Annotated in this window: 12 protein-coding genes and 1 pseudogene; 3 read left to right on the top strand and 10 right to left on the bottom strand. The window is 68.1% G+C overall.

Features of this window, described 5'->3' with window-relative positions:
* Positions 1-4: 4 nt before the first annotated feature.
* Positions 5-1,221: pseudogene (locus C6Y44_RS00410) on the bottom strand (acetyl-CoA acetyltransferase).
* 209 nt (positions 1,222-1,430) lie between these two features.
* On the opposite strand from C6Y44_RS00410, the gene C6Y44_RS00405 reads away from it, so the two are divergent.
* Both C6Y44_RS00405 and C6Y44_RS00400 read left to right on the top strand, forming a co-directional pair.
* Positions 1,431-2,375 carry a winged helix-turn-helix transcriptional regulator gene (locus tag C6Y44_RS00405; RefSeq protein WP_159417068.1) on the top strand — a complete coding sequence of 315 codons (945 nt, stop codon included), beginning with the start codon at positions 1,431-1,433 and terminating at the stop codon, positions 2,373-2,375.
* 67 nt (positions 2,376-2,442) lie between these two features.
* Complete coding sequence (locus C6Y44_RS00400) at positions 2,443-3,630, top strand: acetyl-CoA C-acyltransferase (protein ID WP_159417069.1); 1,188 nt, start codon at positions 2,443-2,445, stop codon at positions 3,628-3,630.
* Positions 3,631-3,810: 180 nt separating this feature from the next.
* Here C6Y44_RS00400 and C6Y44_RS00395 read toward each other — a convergent pair whose 3' ends face one another.
* The 3 genes from C6Y44_RS00395 to C6Y44_RS00385 form a co-directional block, all read right to left on the bottom strand.
* The gene (locus C6Y44_RS00395) at positions 3,811-5,262 is read right to left on the bottom strand and encodes a glutamate synthase subunit beta (RefSeq protein WP_060652370.1); all 1,452 of its coding nucleotides are present in this window, start codon (positions 5,260-5,262) and stop codon (positions 3,811-3,813) included.
* Positions 5,255-9,850 carry a glutamate synthase large subunit gene (gltB, locus tag C6Y44_RS00390; RefSeq protein ID WP_159417070.1) on the bottom strand — a complete coding sequence of 1,532 codons (4,596 nt, stop codon included), beginning with the start codon at positions 9,848-9,850 and terminating at the stop codon, positions 5,255-5,257. Before gltB ends, C6Y44_RS00395 begins: the two co-directional genes overlap by 8 nt.
* A gap of 301 nt (positions 9,851-10,151) precedes the next feature.
* The gene (locus C6Y44_RS00385; RefSeq protein WP_159417071.1) at positions 10,152-10,736 is read right to left on the bottom strand and encodes a TetR/AcrR family transcriptional regulator; all 585 of its coding nucleotides are present in this window, start codon (positions 10,734-10,736) and stop codon (positions 10,152-10,154) included.
* A gap of 67 nt (positions 10,737-10,803) precedes the next feature.
* Between C6Y44_RS00385 and C6Y44_RS00380 the strand changes: the two genes are divergently transcribed.
* Positions 10,804-11,847, top strand: coding sequence for an FAD-dependent monooxygenase (locus C6Y44_RS00380; RefSeq protein WP_085468699.1), 1,044 nt, complete (start codon positions 10,804-10,806; stop codon positions 11,845-11,847).
* A 129-nt stretch (positions 11,848-11,976) separates the two neighbouring features.
* On the opposite strand, the gene C6Y44_RS00375 is transcribed toward C6Y44_RS00380, so the two are convergent.
* The 6 genes from C6Y44_RS00375 to C6Y44_RS00350 form a co-directional block, all read right to left on the bottom strand.
* Positions 11,977-14,094, bottom strand: coding sequence for a catalase (locus C6Y44_RS00375; RefSeq protein ID WP_159417072.1), 2,118 nt, complete (start codon positions 14,092-14,094; stop codon positions 11,977-11,979).
* 96 nt (positions 14,095-14,190) lie between these two features.
* A complete protein-coding gene (locus C6Y44_RS00370) occupies positions 14,191-15,672 on the bottom strand; it encodes a carboxylesterase/lipase family protein (RefSeq protein ID WP_159417073.1) in 1,482 nt (493 codons plus the stop codon).
* Positions 15,673-15,808: 136 nt separating this feature from the next.
* Positions 15,809-16,465 (bottom strand): superoxide dismutase family protein, encoded by a 657-nt coding sequence (locus C6Y44_RS00365; protein ID WP_085468696.1) that lies wholly within the window; start codon positions 16,463-16,465, stop codon positions 15,809-15,811.
* A gap of 84 nt (positions 16,466-16,549) precedes the next feature.
* On the bottom strand, positions 16,550-17,296 hold the full coding sequence (locus C6Y44_RS00360) for a Clp protease N-terminal domain-containing protein (protein WP_085468695.1): 747 nt from the start codon (positions 17,294-17,296) through the stop codon (positions 16,550-16,552).
* 56 nt (positions 17,297-17,352) lie between these two features.
* Positions 17,353-18,303: a DUF7065 domain-containing protein gene (locus tag C6Y44_RS00355; protein WP_085468694.1), complete on the bottom strand. Its 951-nt coding sequence runs from the start codon at positions 18,301-18,303 to the stop codon at positions 17,353-17,355.
* A complete protein-coding gene (locus C6Y44_RS00350; protein WP_037189688.1) occupies positions 18,300-18,560 on the bottom strand; it encodes a hypothetical protein in 261 nt (86 codons plus the stop codon). The genes C6Y44_RS00355 and C6Y44_RS00350 overlap by 4 nt, the downstream gene beginning before the upstream one ends.
* Between the last annotated feature and the right edge of the window lie 19 nt (positions 18,561-18,579).

The following is an 18,579-nucleotide window of genomic DNA, read 5'->3' as shown; positions in this document are numbered from 1 at the left end:
GGAATCAACCGATGATCAGGGACACGGTGGTGGTCGTACTGCCACCGAAGTTGAGCGTGGCGGCCGGGCACCGTCGACCTGATAGCCGCCCGCCGTGCCGGTGACCTGCCGGTGACAGTCGAGCGCCATCCGCACACCGGTCGCGCCGACGGGATGCCCACCACCGATCAGTCCACCGCTGGGATTGACCGGCATCCGCCCGCCGATCTCGAGATCACCCGACTCGACGGCGCGACCGCTCTTCCCCGGTGGGGTGAGGCCGAAGTGGTCGATCGCGAGATATTCGCTGATGCTGAAGCAGTCGTGCGTCTCGATGAGGTCGAGATCGTCGACGTCCCCGATGCCGGCCCGTCCGAAGGCATCGTCGATGGTGGCGCGCAGGTGCGGGAACATCAGCTCGTCGCCCGACGTGCGGGCGAACTTGTCGTCGAGGGCGAGCCCGACGGTGCGGTGTCCCCAGCCGAGGATCCGGGAGCGGGGCCGCGAACCGAAGTCCGGGTGCCGGTCGACGAAGCGGTCGCTGACGAGCACGAGGCCCACGGCTCCGTCGGTCAGTGGGCCGCAGTCGATCCGGCGCAGGCTGCCCTCGACGATCGGGTTCGCGGTGTCGTCGGCGGTGAACGCCCCGGACGGATACGTACGGGTGCGGGTCTGTGCCAGGGGGTTGCGCCGAGCGTTGCGGATGTTCAGTTCGGAGATCGCCCACAGGTGCTCGGGGTCGAGCCCGTAGCGCGCCGAGTACTCGTCGGCGATGCGCGCGAACATGTACGGCCAGATGTACTTCGCGTCCTGTCCTTCGTGGCCGACCCAGGAGGCGGGGCTCATGTAGTCCGTCCCGATGTCGCCGGGCACCGACTTCTCGATCTCCACCCCGAGCACGAGTGCGCAGTCGTACCGGCCGGATTCGAGGTCGGCCATCGCCGCGAGGATCGCGAGCGAACCGGACGCACACGCACCCTCGTGACGGCTCGCGGGCACGTGCCACAGTTCGGGGATCACCGAGGCGGGCATCGCTCCGAGATGACCCTGACCGGTGTACAACTGCCCGAAGGCGTTGCCGACGTGGACGACGTCCACCTGCTCCGGCTCGATCCCGGCGTCGACGAGGGTTCCCCGCACGACCTCGCCGGTGAGATCTGCGATGTCGAGGCCCTCGCGGGTGACGTTCCGCGCGAAGTCGCTCTGGTGCCCGCCGGCGATCCACACCTGCGTCGATGTCATGTCGTCTCGCTCTCCGGTTCGGCTCGACCTGTGCGGTTCCGTCCCGGGCGGTTCGACCTGTGCGGCTCCGTCCCGCACGGTTCGACTCCGCAAGGGTCGAATTGGAAGAGTGGGTTCACGGCGGGTGTCCCCGCCTCGATCAGTACAGTTATTGAAGCATTCGGACAGAGGGCCCGCAACGACGGTCACGCATCCGAGAGAGGTCGGTCGTGGATCCGAACAACACACCGGACGAGACCCGCGCTGCCGTCAATCCGGTCGCGGCCACCCTCGACCTGCTGGGAGACCGCCTGACCCTCGCGCTGCTCGGGCACGCCTTCGTGAGCGGCACGACCCGCTTCACCCGGTGGCTCGAGCTGACCGGCGCACCGCCGTCGGTGCTGACCGACCGGCTGAACTCGCTGGCCGAGGCCGGTGTGCTGGAACGTTCACCGCAGTCGGCCGGCTCGGATCGTCACGACTACCTGCTGACCGAACTCGGGAACGCGACCTGGCCGATCCTCGTGTGCATCTGGGGCTGGCAGCGGGAGTGGACACCCGAGGGGGCATGGCAGCCCGATCTCGTCCACACCGCGTGTGGGCACCGCGGTCCGGCCACGATCCGGTGCGGGGCGTGCGGCACCCCGGTGACCGGCGCCGATACCGACATCGAGATGGATGCCGAAGCGATCTGGACCGTCACCTCGGGTGCGCGGCGACGATCCACCCGAGGTCCGGCTCGCGGCGCCGCGGGCGCGGACATGCAGTTCAACGCCGTCATGGAGGCGATCGGCGACCGGTGGAGCGGCGCGATCACCGGCCTGGCCCTGGCCGGCACCCGCCGTTTCGGCCGGTTCCGGTCGGCGCTCGACATCTCCCCCACGACACTCACCGACCGGCTGGCCCGCCTGTGCGCCGTCGAGATCCTGGAGCGTCCGGCCGGCTCCGAGCGGGAGTACCGCCTGACACCGCGGGGTCGCGCACTGTTCGGGGTCTTCGTCTTCCTGATCCGGTGGTCGATGCAGGCGTTTCCGCAGGTGCCAGGCCCGCTGCAGGTCCTGCATCGGGACTGCGGCGGTCTGTTGCGTCCCGAACTCCAGTGCCGGGGTTGCGACGGTCCCGTGAATCGGGAGTCCGCGCGTATCGAGTCGATCGTGCCGCGTCCCCACGCTTGACACCGTCCGCGGGAGACCGGTATCACTTCGGTAGTTGTAGTGAATACGTCGGTCGGAGTCGATAACGGTGAACAGCAACAATCCCGCCTACGTCTACGACGCCGTCCGACTCCCCCGGGCGCGCGTACGGAAGGGCGGGGGCACCCTCGCGGGTGTTCCGCCCGTCGAACTGATCGGGCGGTTGCTCGAGGCACTCGACGAACGGTGCGGCGCCTCCGATGTCGTCGACGACGTCGTGCTCGGCATCAGCACCGTCACCGGCGAACAGTCGGGCAACATCGCACGGGCCGCGGTGCAGTGGGCCGGCTGGCCGGATCACGTCTCCGGTGGCGTCGTGTCGAGACTGTGCTGTTCCGGGCTCGACGCCGTGGAGACCGGTGCGATGCGCGTGGCCACCGGCAACGCGCGCGCCGTCGTCGCCGGGGGTGTCGAGTCGATGTCGCGCGTACCGATGTTCGCCGATTCGCCACCGATCGCCGTCGATCCGGAACTCGGCGAGCGCACCGGTTTCGTCACCATCGGCGTGTCGGCCGATCTCACGGCGGCGCGCTACGGCTTCACCCGGGAACAACTCGACGAGTACGCCGTGTCCTCGCACCACCGCGCCGCGCAGGCACCGGCCGGCTCGTCCCTGGTCGCGACGAAAGCCGGTGATGTGGAACTCGATTCGGACGAAGGCGTTCGAGCCGACGTGACCGTCGGCGATCTCGCGGCACTACCCGCTCTCTTCGGCGACGATCCCGCCTGGGAACGCGTGGCGCGGCACCTGCCCGGTTCACCGCGACCTGCGACGGGACTGCACACCGTGGCCACCGCACCGCAATTGGTGGACGGTGCGTCCGCGGTGCTGATCGGCGACGCCGAGGTGGGGTCCGAACTGTCGCGGGAGCCTCGGGCACAGATCGTCGCCGCGGCCCAGAGCGCTGTCCGCTCACCGCTTCTCACCGCACCCGTCGACGCCTCGACGCGTGCGCTGGAACGGGCCGGGATCACGGCGGCGGACCTGGACGTCGTCGAGGTCAACGAATCCTTCGCGGTCACTCCCCTGATGATGATCGAGGAACTGGATCTCGATCCCGCCTGCGTCAACACCTTCGGTGGCGCGCTGGCCGTCGGTCATCCGCTCGGCGCCACCGGTGGGATCCTCGTCGCCCGGGCCCTCGACCGGCTGGAGCGGACGGGTGGCGAGTACGCGCTCGTCACGATTCCCGCGGCACTCGGTCTCGGAGCGGCGCTCATCCTGCGGCGGTGCTGAACGGATTTCGGTGGATCCAACCCCGGAAAACGGGGGCGGATCCACCGAGATCTGGACCCACGAACACCACTGGGCCGCACACCTTCCGGTGTGCGGCCCAGTGGTCGTACCTCGTTCAGCGCTGCGACGCTGGAGCGCTCAACTCTCCGGCGCCACTCGGACGCCGATAGATTTCCGCGCTCAGCGCTGCGGCATCGTGGTGGTCGCGATCGGCGCCGGCAGTGCCGTCTCACCCTCGAGGAAACGATCCACCGCAGCGGCGCACGCGCGACCCTCGGCGATCGCCCAGACGATGAGCGACTGTCCGCGACCCATGTCGCCGGCGACGAAGACGCCGTCGACGTTGGTGGCCCACTCCGACGAGCGGGCGACGTTGCCGCGCTGGTCGAAGTCGACACCGAGATCGGTGAGCAGACCGGGCTTCTCGGCACCGGTGAAGCCCATGGCGAGCAGCACCAGATCGGCCTCGAGTTCGAAGTCGCTGCCTTCGACCTTCTCGAAGCGACCGTCGACCATCTGCACCTCGTGTGCCTTGAGCGCGGTGACCTTGCCGTCCTTACCGACGAATTCCTCGGTGTTGACGGAGAAGACGCGCTCGCCGCCCTCCTCGTGCGCCGACGAGACGCGGTACATGAGGGGGTAGGTCGGCCACGGGGTGGACTCGGCGCGCTGCTCCGGCGGCCGCGGCATGATCTCGAACTGGTGGACGCTCGCCGCACCCTGACGGTGCGAGGTGCCCAGGCAGTCTGCGCCGGTGTCGCCACCGCCGATGATGACGACCTTCTTACCCTCGGCCGTGATGGTCGGGGCCGGCAGGTCGCCGAGCTGCACGCGGTTGGCGATCGGCAGGAATTCCATCGCCTGGTGGATGCCGTCGAGTTCGCGTCCGGGGATCTGCAGGTCGCGGGCGACGGTCGCGCCGCCGGCGAGCACCACGGCGTCGAACTGCTCGCGCAGCTCGTCGGCGGTGATGTCGACACCCACGTTCACGCCCGGCTTGAAGACGGTGCCCTCGGCCTCCATCTGCGCGAGACGGCGGTCGATGAAGCGCTTCTCCATCTTGAACTCGGGGATGCCGTATCGGAGCAGACCACCGATGCGGTCGGCCCGCTCGAACACCGTCACGGAGTGACCGGCACGCGTGAGCTGCTGTGCCGCAGCGAGGCCCGCGGGCCCGGAACCGACGACCGCGACCTTGCGGCCGGTGAGCTTCGACGGCGGAACCGGCTTGACGCGGCCGTCGTCGAAGGCCTTCTCGACCAGCTCGACCTCGACCTGCTTGATGGTCACCGGGTCCTGGTTGATGCCGAGCACGCACGACGCCTCGCAGGGCGCCGGGCAGAGCCGGCCGGTGAACTCGGGGAAGTTGTTCGTGGCGTGGAGACGCTCGATCCCGTCCTCCCACTTGCCCTTGTAGGCGAGGTCGTTCCACTCGGGGATGAGATTCCCGAGCGGGCAACCGTTGTGGCAGAAGGGGATACCGCAGTCCATGCAACGGCTTGCCTGGGTCCGGAGGGTGTCGAGCGGGAACGGCTCGTAGACCTCCTTCCAGTCGAGGAGTCGCAGCGGGACGGGCCGGCGGACCGGCGTCTCGCGGGAACCGTGCTTGAGGAAACCGGTGGGATCAGCCACGAGCAGCCTCCATGATCGCCTCGTCCACGTTCGCACCACGGATGGTGGCGTCCTTGATAGCCATGAGTACCTTCTTGTAATCGCGAGGCATGACCTTCGCGAAGTGGCTGACCTGTTGTGACCAGTCGGCCAGGATGCGGGCTGCGACCTCGGAGCCCGTTTCGTCACGATGCCGTTCGACGGCGCCCTTGAGCCACGCGAAGTCCTCGCCCTCGAGATCCTCGAGGTCGACCAGCTCGGTGTTCAGGTTGTTCTCGAAGTCCTTGTCCGGGTTGTACACGAACGCGACGCCACCGGACATGCCTGCACCGAAGTTGCGGCCGGTCTTGCCGAGGATGACGACCTTGCCACCCGTCATGTACTCGCAGCCGTGGTCGCCGACGCCTTCGACGACGGCCGTGGCTCCGGAGTTGCGGACCGCGAAGCGCTCACCCGCGATGCCGCGGATGAGGACCTCACCCGAGGTGGCACCGAACAGGATGACGTTGCCGGCGATGATGTTGTCCTCGGGCACGAAACCCTCGGCCGCATTGTGCGGCGGGCGCACGATGATGCGACCACCCGACAGGCCCTTGCCGACGAAGTCGTTCGCGTCGCCGTTGAGCCGCATCGTGATGCCGCGCGGGACGAACGCACCGAAGCTGTTGCCGGCCGAACCCGTGAAGGTGATGTCGATCGTGTTGTCCGGCAACCCTTCCGCACCGTACTTCTTGGTGAGCTCGTGGCCGAGCATCGTGCCGACGGTGCGGTTGACGTTGGTGATCGGGGTGTCGAACGAGACCGGCGTGCCCGACTCGAGAGCGGGCTGCGCCTTCGCGATCAGCTCGTTGTCGAGTGCCTTGTCGAGAGCGTGGTACTGCTCCTTGGTGCAGTGCATGTCCTGCTCCCCGTAGATCGGGGAGGTGACCTTCTCGAGCAGCGGCGACAGGTCGAGCTTCGACGCGCGGTAGTGCTCGACGGCCTTGCGGGTGTCGAGGACGTCCACCTGGCCGATGGCCTCGTCGAGGCTGCGGAAACCGAGCTCGGCGAGGTACTCGCGCACCTCTTCGGCGATGTACAGCATGAAGTTCTCGACGAACTCCGGCTTGCCGGTGAACCGCTTGCGCAGCACCGGGTTCTGCGTCGCGACACCCACGGGGCAGGTGTCGAGGTGGCACACGCGCATCATGATGCAGCCCGAGACCACGAGCGGCGCGGTCGCGAAACCGTACTCCTCGGCACCGAGGAGAGCGGCGACGACGACGTCGCGGCCGGTCTTCATCTGACCGTCGACCTGCACGACGATGCGGTCGCGCAGACCGTTGAGCATCAGCGTCTGCTGGGTCTCGGCGAGACCGATCTCCCAGGGAGCACCCGCGTGCTTGAGGGAGGTCAGCGGCGACGCACCGGTACCACCGTCGTGACCCGAGATGAGCACGACGTCGGCGTGTGCCTTCGACACACCCGCGGCGACCGTGCCGACACCGAGCTCGGAGACCAGCTTCACGTGGATGCGGGCCTTCGGGTTGGCGTTCTTGAGGTCGTGGATCAGCTGCGCGAGATCCTCGATCGAGTAGATGTCGTGGTGCGGCGGCGGCGAGATCAGGCCGACGCCCGGCGTCGAACCACGGACCTCGGCGACCCACGGGTACACCTTGTGCGGCGGCAGCTGGCCGCCTTCACCGGGCTTCGCGCCCTGCGCCATCTTGATCTGGATGTCGGTGCAGTTGCTCAGGTAGTGCGCGGTCACACCGAAGCGACCCGAGGCGACCTGCTTGATCGCCGAGCGCCGCCAGTCGCCGTTCTCGTCCGGGGTGAAGCGGCTCGGGTGCTCGCCGCCCTCACCGGAGTTCGAGCGGCCACCGAGACGGTTCATCGCGATCGCGAGGGTCTCGTGCGCCTCGGCCGAGATGGAGCCGTAGCTCATCGCACCGGTCGAGAAGCGCTTGACGATCTCGCTCGCCGACTCGACCTCGTCGAGCGGCACCGGCGGGCGCACGCCCTTCTTGAACTCGAACAGACCGCGCAGCGACGCGAGTCGCTCCGACTGGTCGTCGACGAGCTTCGTGTACTCCTTGAAGATCGAGTACTGGCCGGTGCGGGTCGCGTGCTGGAGCTTGAACACCGTGTCCGGGTTGAACAGGTGGTACTCGCCCTCACGACGCCACTGGTACTCGCCGCCCACTTCGAGCTCACGGTGCGCGCGCTCGGACTGGCGGTCGAGGAAGGCCGTGCGGTGACGGGCCGCGACGTCCGCGGCGATCTCGTCGAGACCGACGCCGCCGAGCTGCGACTGCAGACCGGTGAAGTACTCGTCGACGAGTTCCTGCGACAGGCCGATGACCTGGAACAGCTGCGCACCGGTGTAGGAGGCGAGCGTGGAGATGCCCATCTTGGACATCACCTTGAGCACGCCCTTCGAGGCCGCCTTGATGTAGTTGGCGATGGCCTTGTCGAGGGTCATGCCCTCGGGCAGGTCGCCGTTCTGCAGCAGCTCGTCGATGCTCTCGAACGCCATGTACGGGTTGACCACGGCCGCACCGAAACCGCACAGGGCGGCGATGTGGTGGACCTCGCGGGCGTCGCCGGCCTCGACGAGCAGACCGACCTTGGTGCGGGTCTTCTCACGGACGAGGTGGTGGTGCACCGCGGAGGTGAGCAGCAGCGACGGGATCGGCGCCAGCTTCTCGTCGGACTCGCGGTCGGACAGCACGATCAGGCGTGCGCCCTTCTCGATGGCCTGCGAGACCTGCTCGCGGATCGAGGCGAGCGCGCGACGCAGACCCTCACCGCCCTCCGCGACCGGGTACAGGCCGCGGATGATGACGCTGTTGAAGCCGGGGAACTGCTTCTCGTCGTTGACGTGGATGAGCTTCTGCAGGTCGTCGTTGTCGATGACCGGCGCACCGATGAGGATCTGCCTGCACGACGCCTCGGTCGGGTTCAGCAGGTCGCCCTCGGGGCCGAGCATGCCGCCCATGCTGGTGACGATCTCCTCGCGGATCGCGTCGAGCGGCGGGTTGGTGACCTGGGCGAACAGCTGCGAGAAGAAGTCGAACAGCTGACGCGGACGCGACGACAGCACGGCGATCGGCGTGTCGGTGCCCATCGAGCCGAGCGCCTCGGCGCCGGAGGCCGCCATCGGCTTGACGAGGAGGTCGACCTCTTCGCGGGTGTAGCCGAAGACCTGCTGCCGCAGCACGACACGCTCGTGCGACATGTAGGTGTACTTGCTCTCGGGCAGATCCTCGAGACGGGTGACGCCGTTGGCGACCCACTCCTCGTAGGGATGCTCGGCGGCGAGCTCGCGCTTGATCTCCTCGTCCTCGACGATGCGGCCCTTGGCCGTGTCGACGAGGAACATGCGGCCCGGCTGCAGGCGGCGCTTGCTGACGATCTTCTCGGTGGGGATGTCGAGCACACCCACTTCGGAGGCCATGACGACGAGGCCGTCGTCGGTGACCCAGGCACGCGAGGGGCGCAGGCCGTTGCGGTCGAGCACGGCGCCGATGACGGTGCCGTCGGTGAAGCACACCGAGGCCGGTCCGTCCCACGGCTCCATGAGGGCCGCGTGGTACTCGTAGAACGCGCGACGTGCCGGATCCATCGAGTCGTGGCGCTCCCACGCCTCGGGGATCATCATGAGCACGGCGTGCGGCAGGCTGCGGCCACCGAGGTGCAGCAGTTCGAGCACCTCGTCGAAACGCGCGGTGTCGGACGCGCCCGGCGTGCAGACCGGGAAGATCTTCTCGAGCTTGTCGCGACCGCCGAAGACCTCGGTGTCGATGAGTGCCTCACGGGCGCGCATCCAGTTGGCGTTGCCCGTGACGGTGTTGATCTCGCCGTTGTGCGCCACGCGGCGGAAGGGATGCGCGAGCGGCCACGACGGGAACGTGTTGGTGGAGAACCGCGAGTGCACGAGGCCGAGGGCCGAGACGACGCGCTCGTCCTGCAGGTCGCGGTAGAAGCCCTTCATCTGGGGCGTGGTGAGCATGCCCTTGTAGACGAAGGTCGATGCCGACAGGCTCGGGAAGTAGACGGTCTCGCTGCCGGGACCGTCCTCGCCCGCGCCGTGGTGGCCGAGCTCGTGCTCGGTGCGCTTGCGCACGACGTACGCGCGGCGCTCGAGCTCGAGGCCGGTGAGCGCGCGGGCGCCGGAGGCGATGAAGATCTGCCGGAAGGTAGGCATGGCGTCCTTGGCCATGGAACCCAGCTCGGACTCGTCGATCGGCACCTCGCGCCAGCCGAGGACCTCGAGGCCCTCTTCGGCGACGATGCGGTCGACCTCGGCGGCCGCGGCGTCGGCCTTGGCTGTGTCCTTGGGCAGGAACGCGATACCGGTCGCGTATGCGCCTTCGGCGGGAAGATCGAAGTCGACGACCTCACGGAAGTAGGCGTCGGGGACCTGGATCAGGATGCCGGCGCCGTCGCCGGTGTTCTGTTCCGCTCCCGCTGCACCGCGGTGTTCGAGATTCACCAGGGCGGTGATCGCCTTCTCCACGATGTCGCGACTGCGACGACCGTGCATGTCGACGACGAACGCGACGCCACAGGAGTCGTGCTCGTTCGCCGGGTGGTAGAGCCCTCGAGGCCCGGGGAGATGAGTCATACCTAGCCTTCGTTGATGCGATAGCACCGACGACCAGCAGCGCTGATGGCCATCTACTGCCGTAGACGGGTATCGGCCGGGTGCCCGATACCTTCGACATCGCCAGTATCCGCTCATCCGCGACGGTGCGGGTGCCTTTTTCGGCAGCACGAGCGTGGATCCGGCGACCGGTGGGACGTCGTGGTCCCACCGTCTTCGAAATGAACGATATGCCAGGTGGCGGGGGGTAATGCAAGCAAGCCTGCCCTATTCTCCCGCCCACCTGCGGAAACGCAGCCGTAACGCACCGGAATCGCGGGCGTCACCCTGCCGTGGAAAGGAGCATTCGCACCATCCGGGACACGCCGTCGCGCGGGTCCGGTCCGTCGTCGTGCGAGGTGCAGCGATGCAGGATCAGTCCGTCCAGGTAGTCGATGAGAACCCGCGCGGCGGTGACGGAATCGTCGACGTCGAGGCCCGCGAGCACCGTCCCGATCCATCCGCGCAGTTCGCTGCGGCGGGTCTCGACCCCGGCACGCAGTTCGGGCGTCGCCATCGCCTCGACGAACATCGCGAAGCGTGCGCGGGTTCGCACGAGGTCGTCCCCCGTAACGAACATCACATAACCGTGCATCAGGTCTTCGAGCTCACGCGCGTCGCCCGGCAACGCGGCGCCGATCGCCGCGAGCTGGACCCGGTCCTGCTCGAGGAGCCTGTCGAGCACTCCTTCGACGAGGGCCTGGCGGGTGCGGAAGTAGTTCGACGTGGATCCGGCCGGCACACCCGCCATGGCATCGACGCGGCGGTGGGTGAGGGCGCGCAGCCCTTCGGTCCCCACCAGATGGATCGCAGCGTCGAGAACCGCTGTGCGCTTGTCGGTTGCCACCCGAGGGCGTTCGTCGGTCACGACTCGATCCTACGAGATTCACTACAGGAGTAGTGACACGACACTACATCCGTAGTACGGTCGGGTCATGACCGCACGACACGGCAAAGCAGCGATCCTCGGCGGAGGGATCGGCGGGCTCACCGTCGCCAACGCGCTCGTCCGGCGCGACTGGCACGTCGACGTCTTCGAACGCGCACCCTCCCTTCCGGAGACGGGCACCGCACTCGGCATGTGGGCCGAAGCCCTCGACGCCCTGACCACCGCCGGCTGCGGCTCCGGTCTCGGCGGGCAGGTGGAGAAGCTCGGCGTGCTGCAGGACGGCGCGGCCTTCCTGCGATGGGACGGGCGGGTGATCGGACGCATCCGCACCTTGGCGCGACCGGTCGTCCTTCTCTCCCGGCCGAAACTGCTCACGATCCTGGCCGAGGGGCTTCCGTCCGATGCCGTCCGGTTCGGAGCGCCGGCACCCGGGTTGCCCGATCTCGCCGCCTACGACGTCGTGATCGCAGCGGACGGCATCAACAGCGCGACGCGCGACCGGCTGTTCGGTCCCGCCTACCGTCCCGTGTACACCGGCTACTCGGCGTGGCGCGGCTGGGTATCGGGCACGGTGCCGACGACGAGCGAGTCGTGGGGACCGGGCGCGCTGTTCGGCATCACCCCGCGTGACGGGGATCTGACCAACTGGTTCGCCGCCGTGCGCGCCCCGGCCGGCGGAGCGGGGAGCATCGACGAACTGCGCGAGCGTTACCGCGACTGGCACCCGGCCGTGCGCGACGTGCTCGATCGGATCGACCCCGCCGACGTGCTGCACCACGATCTGTACGAATCGCCCCCGCTGCCGTCCTTCGTCCACGGCAACGTCGCGCTGATCGGTGACGCCGCTCACGCGATGGCACCGAATCTCGGTCGCGGCGCGTGCGAGGCGATGATCGACGGCGCGACACTCGCGGTCCTGCTGTCCGAGCATCCGGTGACCGAGGCGCTGGAGCGATACGACCGCACCCGGCGGCGCCGCACCCAGCGGCTGGTGCGCGCGTCCCGAACCCTTGCCCGGGTGGCGACCGCACGCCGGTTCACGGCTCTGCGCGACCCGTTCGTGGGCGCGGCAGCGCGATTCACCCGATGATGCGATTCGTGCCCTGACCTGGGCGTAAATAACAACTGGCCGCAGCGATGAGAATCAGCTGCGGCCAGAGGTAACGAAAGAATAACTTGGGGCACCCGAACTTCGGAAGACGAGCTCGGGTGAGGTCTGTCACACGGCGTCTCGATCCCACACACGGTGGGTACCCAGCAGCTCCAGCACCTGCGCGACGGCCGTTTCCGGTCCGTCCACGATCTCGACACCCGGTGCCTTCAGCTCCTCCAGTGCCGCCGCACCGGCGCCCCACGCGGCCAGTGCCTTGTGATGCCTGAACATCTCGTCGACGAGGATCCGGACCCTCGTGTCGGGGACGGTCGTCGCCATGATCACCGCGTCGAACTCGATCGAGCGGGCCGTGAGGAAGGTGCGCGAGATCGGCACGATTCCCCCGAGCATCCCGCCGTGCGGGGCGACGACCAGCGGGACGCAGTCGGCCGCATCCACGGCCTGCACGGCCGCGAGCACCTGGTCGACGTCGGTGGTGTCGTCGGCGACGATGCCGATCAACCGGCCCTGCACGGGCCACGTCTTGCCGACCTGCGCCAGCGCGGGGCTCTGCGGGAGATCGGAGACCTCGACGGTCGGCTTCGGAGCCGGCAGACCGAGACCGGCCGCCACCTTCGCGCACAGTCCGGTGTCGATGTTCGCCAGGATCTGCAGCTGCCGTTCCTTGATGGACTGCTCGTAGCACTTGCCCAGCTCGAAGGTGTAGGCGTAGGCCACGTGGTCCTGCTCGATCTCCGACAGGCTCAGGTAGAACTGGCGGACCTGCGTGTAGTGGTCGTCGAACGACCGGGAGACCTCACGCTCCTTCTTCGCCGCCGGCACCTCCACCGGCAGATCGACGAAGGCACCTTCGGTGACACCGGCCATGAACGGGCATCCCGCGTCGAGCGAGTTCGGCTTGTACGGAGCGACACCCGTGTGGACGGCGTGCTGGTGGAAGCCGTCGCGGAACATGTCGTTGACGGGTGCGTGCGGACGGTTGATCGGGATCTGCCCGAAGTTCGGTCCGCCGAGTCGCGTCAGCTGGGTGTCGAGGTAGGAGAACAGACGGCCCTGCAGCAGCGGATCGTCGGTGACGTCGATGCCCGGAACGAGATGGCCCGGGTGGAAGGCGACCTGTTCGGTCTCGGCGAAGAAGTTGGTGGGGTTGGCGTTGAGGACCATCGTGCCGATGATCTGCACGGGCGCGAGTTCCTCGGGAACGATCTTGGTGGGATCGAGCAGGTCGATCCCCTCGAAAGTCTGTTCCGGGGTGTCCGGGAAGACCTGCACACCGAGATCCCACTCGGGGTAGGCACCGGCCTCGATCGCGTCGGCGAGGTCGCGGCGGTGGAAGTCCGGGTCGAAACCGTTGATGAGCTGGGCCTCCTCCCACACCAGCGAGTGCACGCCGAGGCGCGGCTTCCAGTGGAACTTCACCAGCGCGGTGTCGCCCTCGGCGTTGACCACGCGGAAGGTGTGGACGCCGAAGCCCTCCATCATGCGGTAGGAGCGCGGGATGCCGCGGTCGGACATGTTCCACATCGTGTGGGCCGTGGCCTCGGTGTGGAGCGAGACGAAGTCCCAGAAAGTGTCGTGGGCGCTCTGCGCCTGCGGGATCTCACGATCCGGGTGCGGCTTGCCCGCGTGGATGATGTCGGGGAACTTGATGGCGTCCTGGATGAAGAACACCGGGATGTTGTTGCCGACGAGGTCGAACGTGCCTTCCTCGGTGTAGAACTTCGTCGCGAAACCGCGGGTGTCTCGCACCGTGTCGGCCGAGCCACGAGAACCGAGCACCGTCGAGAACCGCACGAACACCGGTGTCTCCACGTCCTTCTGGAGGAACTGGGCACGCGTGATCGAGCTCGCCGCGCCCGTCGCGCGGAAGACGCCGTGGGCGCCGGCGCCGCGGGCGTGCACCACACGCTCCGGGATGCGTTCGTGGTCGAAGTGGGTGATCTTCTCGCGGAAGTGATGATCCTGCAACAGGATCGGACCACGCCGGCCCGCCTTGAGGGAGTGGTCGGTATCCGTCAGCCGCGCACCCTGAGCCGTCGTCAGGTACTCCCCCTGCTGGGCACGACCGCGCGGCAGATCCGCGGGAGTACCGGTGGCCGTCCTGACCTCGGGCTCGGCCTGCTCCGGCTTGGGCTCGGGCGGAGTCGTGGGCGTCGTGGGTTCCTCCACGGACGGCACGGTGGACGAGGGAACACCGGGGATCTTCGGGGTGTCGGCGGGCATGGGAACTCCGATTCGTGGCTGTCGTCTGTCGAGTGGATATCCGGGGCTGGGCACGTCTTCCCCACGACTACCCGTGGGAACAAAGATCAAACTCGGTCAGCGAATTCCGTCCCACAGCGTCCGCAGATCGGCCTCGTGGTCGTCGGCGGTCGTACACGTGTCGCCGAAGAGCATCTCGGTGCGTTCGTCCCCGTAGGGCGGCCATCCCGGCGAACCCGTGGTCGCGAAGTCCACCCACGCCCGGTGCATCCGCGTCGCCAGCTCCTGCGGAGGTGCGGAACCCGCGAGCGCCGCGGCCTGAGGGAGATGGAGATTGTCGAACACGAAACCGATGTCGAGCGCGTGGGTCGCGCCGAGCCGGCCGTCGAACAGCGGCGACTTCCAATCGAACCGGTAGACATGGGTTTCGGCGTCGTGTGCGGCACGCGCCTCCGCGACGCGGAGCACCGGGATGCGGTACATCCAGTCGCGCACGATGTGCATGGCCACCTCACCGGGACGAGCATCGGGCCGGGCGCGACGGTAGGCGTCGAACGCCTCCGGATCGGTGAGGCCGTAGGCGGCGGCGAGTCCGCGCGCAGCGGCCTCGTCGAGCAGTCCGTCGACCCCGAGAGGCACGAAGAACAGCGTCATCTCGTCGTCGTTGTGGCCGATGAGCACATCGACGTCGGATCCCGCGCCCTTCCCCACGAGGTCGATCGGCCGGCCCGGGAGCACGGTCCCGTCCACGCACGGTTCGAAGGCCATCGAATCGGTGGCGATCTCACCCCATGTCGCCGGGTCGCGCTCACCGCGGATCCGGGCCGTGAGACGTTCCTGCGCGTCGACGAGCACCTTCGGGTCGATCCCGGCGAACGCCACGCGGGTCGGGGCGACGCCGAGCATGTCGCCCAGGGCGCCGGCGACCGTCCGCGCGGTGCCGGCCGACATCACCGAGTGTCCGGCGCCGCTCTGGGCGATCGCGCGACGGAACAGCCCGCGGGCGGCGGGCATCGCCAGCAAGGAGACCACACTCATCGCCCCCGCCGATTCACCGGCGATCGTCACTCGATCCGGGTCGCCGCCGAAGGCCGCGATGTTGTCGCGGACCCATTCGAGGGCGGCAACCTGATCGAGGAGACCGCGGTTCGCCGGCGCGTCGTCGAGGAGCGCGAATCCCTCTGCGCCCAGTCGGTAGTTGATGCTGACGAAGACGACACCGTCGCGCGCGAAGTTCGCACCGTCGTACAGCGCCACCGCGCTGCTGCCGTGCGCGAACGCACCACCGTGGATCCATACCATCACGGGCAGCGAGCCGGAGAGATCGGGACTCCACACGTTGAGGCCGAGGACGTCCTCGCCAGGGATCGACGGTTCGTGCAGGAGCTGGTCGATCGGCGGGGCGTACGGCGCCTTCGGGGCGGTGGGACCGAACTCGGTCGCGGGGCGCACGCCGTCCCACCGGGGAACAGGTGCGGGCGCCGCGAATCTCAGTTCATCGAAAGGTGCGGCGGCGTACGGGATGCCCTTGAAGACGGCCGTGCCGCCGACGGTCGTACCGCGTACTCGTCCGCCGGTGGTGTCGACGACGGGTTCCATCCACGCTCCTCCTTCACCGGTTCCGGCGTCAGCATGGCACGGAAGTCGTTCGCCCGAGCCCGATTCACGGCACGAGAACGGTCCGGCGGGTGGCCGTCACCCACCGGACCGTCGGGTCGTCATTGCGTCGTCCGGGTCAGAAGTCCTCGTCGATGCAGGCGAGCCGGTCGCCGGCCTGCCCTGCCTCACCCGGTGCGGTCATGGTGTGCTGGGCGTGGAGCACCACCGAATTGGCCTCGTCGTCGCGGAACTCCCAATCGACGGTCGTGGACGCCTCGGCGTTGCCCTGCGCGTCGGTGGTGATGTCGAGCCAGATCTCGTTCTGAGGATTGGCGTAGGCGGGATCGGTGGACGGCGAGTCGGGGTTCGCCGCCGGGTCGACCTGGTTCTGGTAGTGCGGCCCCGAATCGGGCGGGTTCGGCCCGCACCGCTGCGTGTGGACGTGCGCCCCGAAGTCCCGATCGGGTTGCAGACCCATCACCCTGAGGGTGACGGTGGTCCGGCCGTTCTCCTCTTCGGATTCGACGTCGAAGGTCGCGCCGACCGGCACGGCCGCTTCGTCGTAGGTGAAGGCGTTGTCGTCGTCGCCTCCCTCGTTCGGGAGCCCGAAGGCGTCGCCACTCATTCCGGGCAGCGGCGTGGGCATGGAATCGGTGGTGGTGGTCGTGAGCGAAGTGGGCGGGGTCTCGACGGTGGTCTCGGTATCGGTCGACGAGTCGTCGCTGCTGCACCCGGCGGCCACGAGCGTGGCGACGGAGAAGCCCGCGACGAGACATGCGTGGCGTGTGTTCATGACTTCGACGTACCCCGAGGGGGCCGTCGGCGAACCTGGCCGCAGGAACGTGCCCGCGCCACGGGCGCGCAGGTCCCGCCGGTCCTACGACCCGGTCTTGCCGTCCTCGGCCTGCTGGGCCTCGACGATCGCGGCGAGATCCTCCGCGACCTTCTTCTCCACGGCGCTCTTGTTCACGCCGGCCGCCGAGAGCACGCCGTCGCCGTTCTCGAGTTCGAGGAGCGCGAGGAGGATGTGCTCGGTGCCGATGTAGTTGTGCCCGAGTCGCAGGGCTTCGCGGAAGGTCAGCTCGAGGGCCTTGCGGGCACCCGCGTCGTACGGGACGAGTTCGGGGACGTCGCTCGTCGGTTCGGGGAGCGTCGCCACGGCGGCCGAGCGCAGCGCCGCGAAGTCGACGTCCTGGGCCGCGAGTGCGCGGGCGGCGAGCGACTCGGTGTCGACGAGCAGACCGAGGATCAGATGGACGGGCGTGATCTCGCGGCTTCCCGTGGCACGTGCTTCGTTCATCGACGCCATCACGGTGTTCTGTGCGCGCGGGGTGAATCGCGAGAACCCCTGCTCGGGGTCGAGGTCGTTGTCGCTCTTCGACACGAACCGTTTCTGGGCTGCCTGCTTGGACACGCCCATGCTCTGGCCGATCTCCGACCACGACTTGCCGGAACGTCGGGCCTGGTCGACGAAGTGTCCGATCAGGTGATCGGCGACCTCGCCGAGGTGGTCGGCCGCGATGACGGCATCGGAGAGCTGTTCGAGTGGATCATCGTGGACCTTCTTGATCGCGTCGATGAGGTCGTCGAGCCGGATGGGATGGGAAGGACGAATGGGTTCCATGCGTCAACTCTAAGTTGACGCATGGAACCCGTCAACCCTGGGTTGACGACCGATCGTCAGCCGGGACGTACCGCTGCCCGGAACTCCTTGATCGGCCAGACGTCCTGGTCCTCGCCGTAGACGATGCGGCCGTCCACGTCGAACTCGAGCAACGTGTTGATGCAGATGTTCGTCGATCCCGGCAGGATCAGGCGGCTCCGAGCGCGACCGCTCACGGTGATCTCGGCACCGCTCTCGTCGACCGCGGTCAGATCCAGCGACTCGATCCATCCTCGCTCGGGATCGCGGCCGGCCTTCCGGTGCCCGCCGCGCACCGCGACGACGTCCTCTCCCCGGCGCACATACCCGGAGTGGATGTCGTCGCTGTCGTCGGTGGGTGCCGAATAGGTGAGGAGGGTGAGCTGCGGATCGGCCAGCCATGTGTAACCCACACGGCGGTAGCCACGTTCGGTCCGCGGCCCCCACGAACGGTCGCGCATCGCGTAGCAGTCGACGTCGATGCGTTCGCCGTCGAGCACGACGGTGCCGGTGACGCGTCCGGTCTGGTCGTAGTGCGACGCCGACGGATACGGCGGTGACCCGCTGCGGAGCGGCACCGGCCGCTCGAGCCCGACGAAGTGCAGGTCGGCGGTGATGCGGTCGCGATCGTCGTAGCGGACCGAGTACTCCATCCCCGGCTGCACGACCGTGATCGTCGCTCCCGTGGGGCTCGTCAGCACACCGTCCTCGAACTTCGGTGGCTTGAGATGCGAGAACCCCTCGAAGAAGGGAACATTCCACGGTTCGCTACCGGTGTGGTCCCACAACCACAATCCCCCACCGGTCGTGCCGGCGTTGGCCCGGACGCTCACGTACACCCAGGCACCGATGTTGCGCTCCGGCACGAAGAACGAGAACCAGAAGGTCTCCGTCTCGTAGAAGTTGTCGGAGACGGGATGCAGACCGTCGTCCTCCGCCGTGAATCCACCGTCCGTCGTGAATTCTTCGGCAACAGTGGAATCCGTCATTCCGGAAGTCCTCTCAACGGAGCCGGCCGGCCCTCGCCGCGCACGCGATCGCGCACGGCGATCATCGCGGCGAGTCTGCGCTCCATGTCTTCCCGCGACATCACGATGTCGTCTCCCCCTTCACCTCGGTCGAGCCTCGCGAGACGTTCGCGTTCGGCCTCGATCTCCTCGTCGAGGAGAGATCCCGCCAGATCGCGGGTCAGCAGATCCTGATCGGCCCAGTCGTCCTCCGGGATCTGCGTGATCGGTTCCTCCATGTCGGATTCCCTCTCGTCG

The organism is Rhodococcus rhodochrous, from assembly GCF_014854695.1.
In the GTDB taxonomy this organism is placed as follows: Bacteria; Actinomycetota; Actinomycetes; order Mycobacteriales; family Mycobacteriaceae; genus Rhodococcus.
This window is presented reverse-complemented; position numbering and strand designations above follow the sequence as displayed.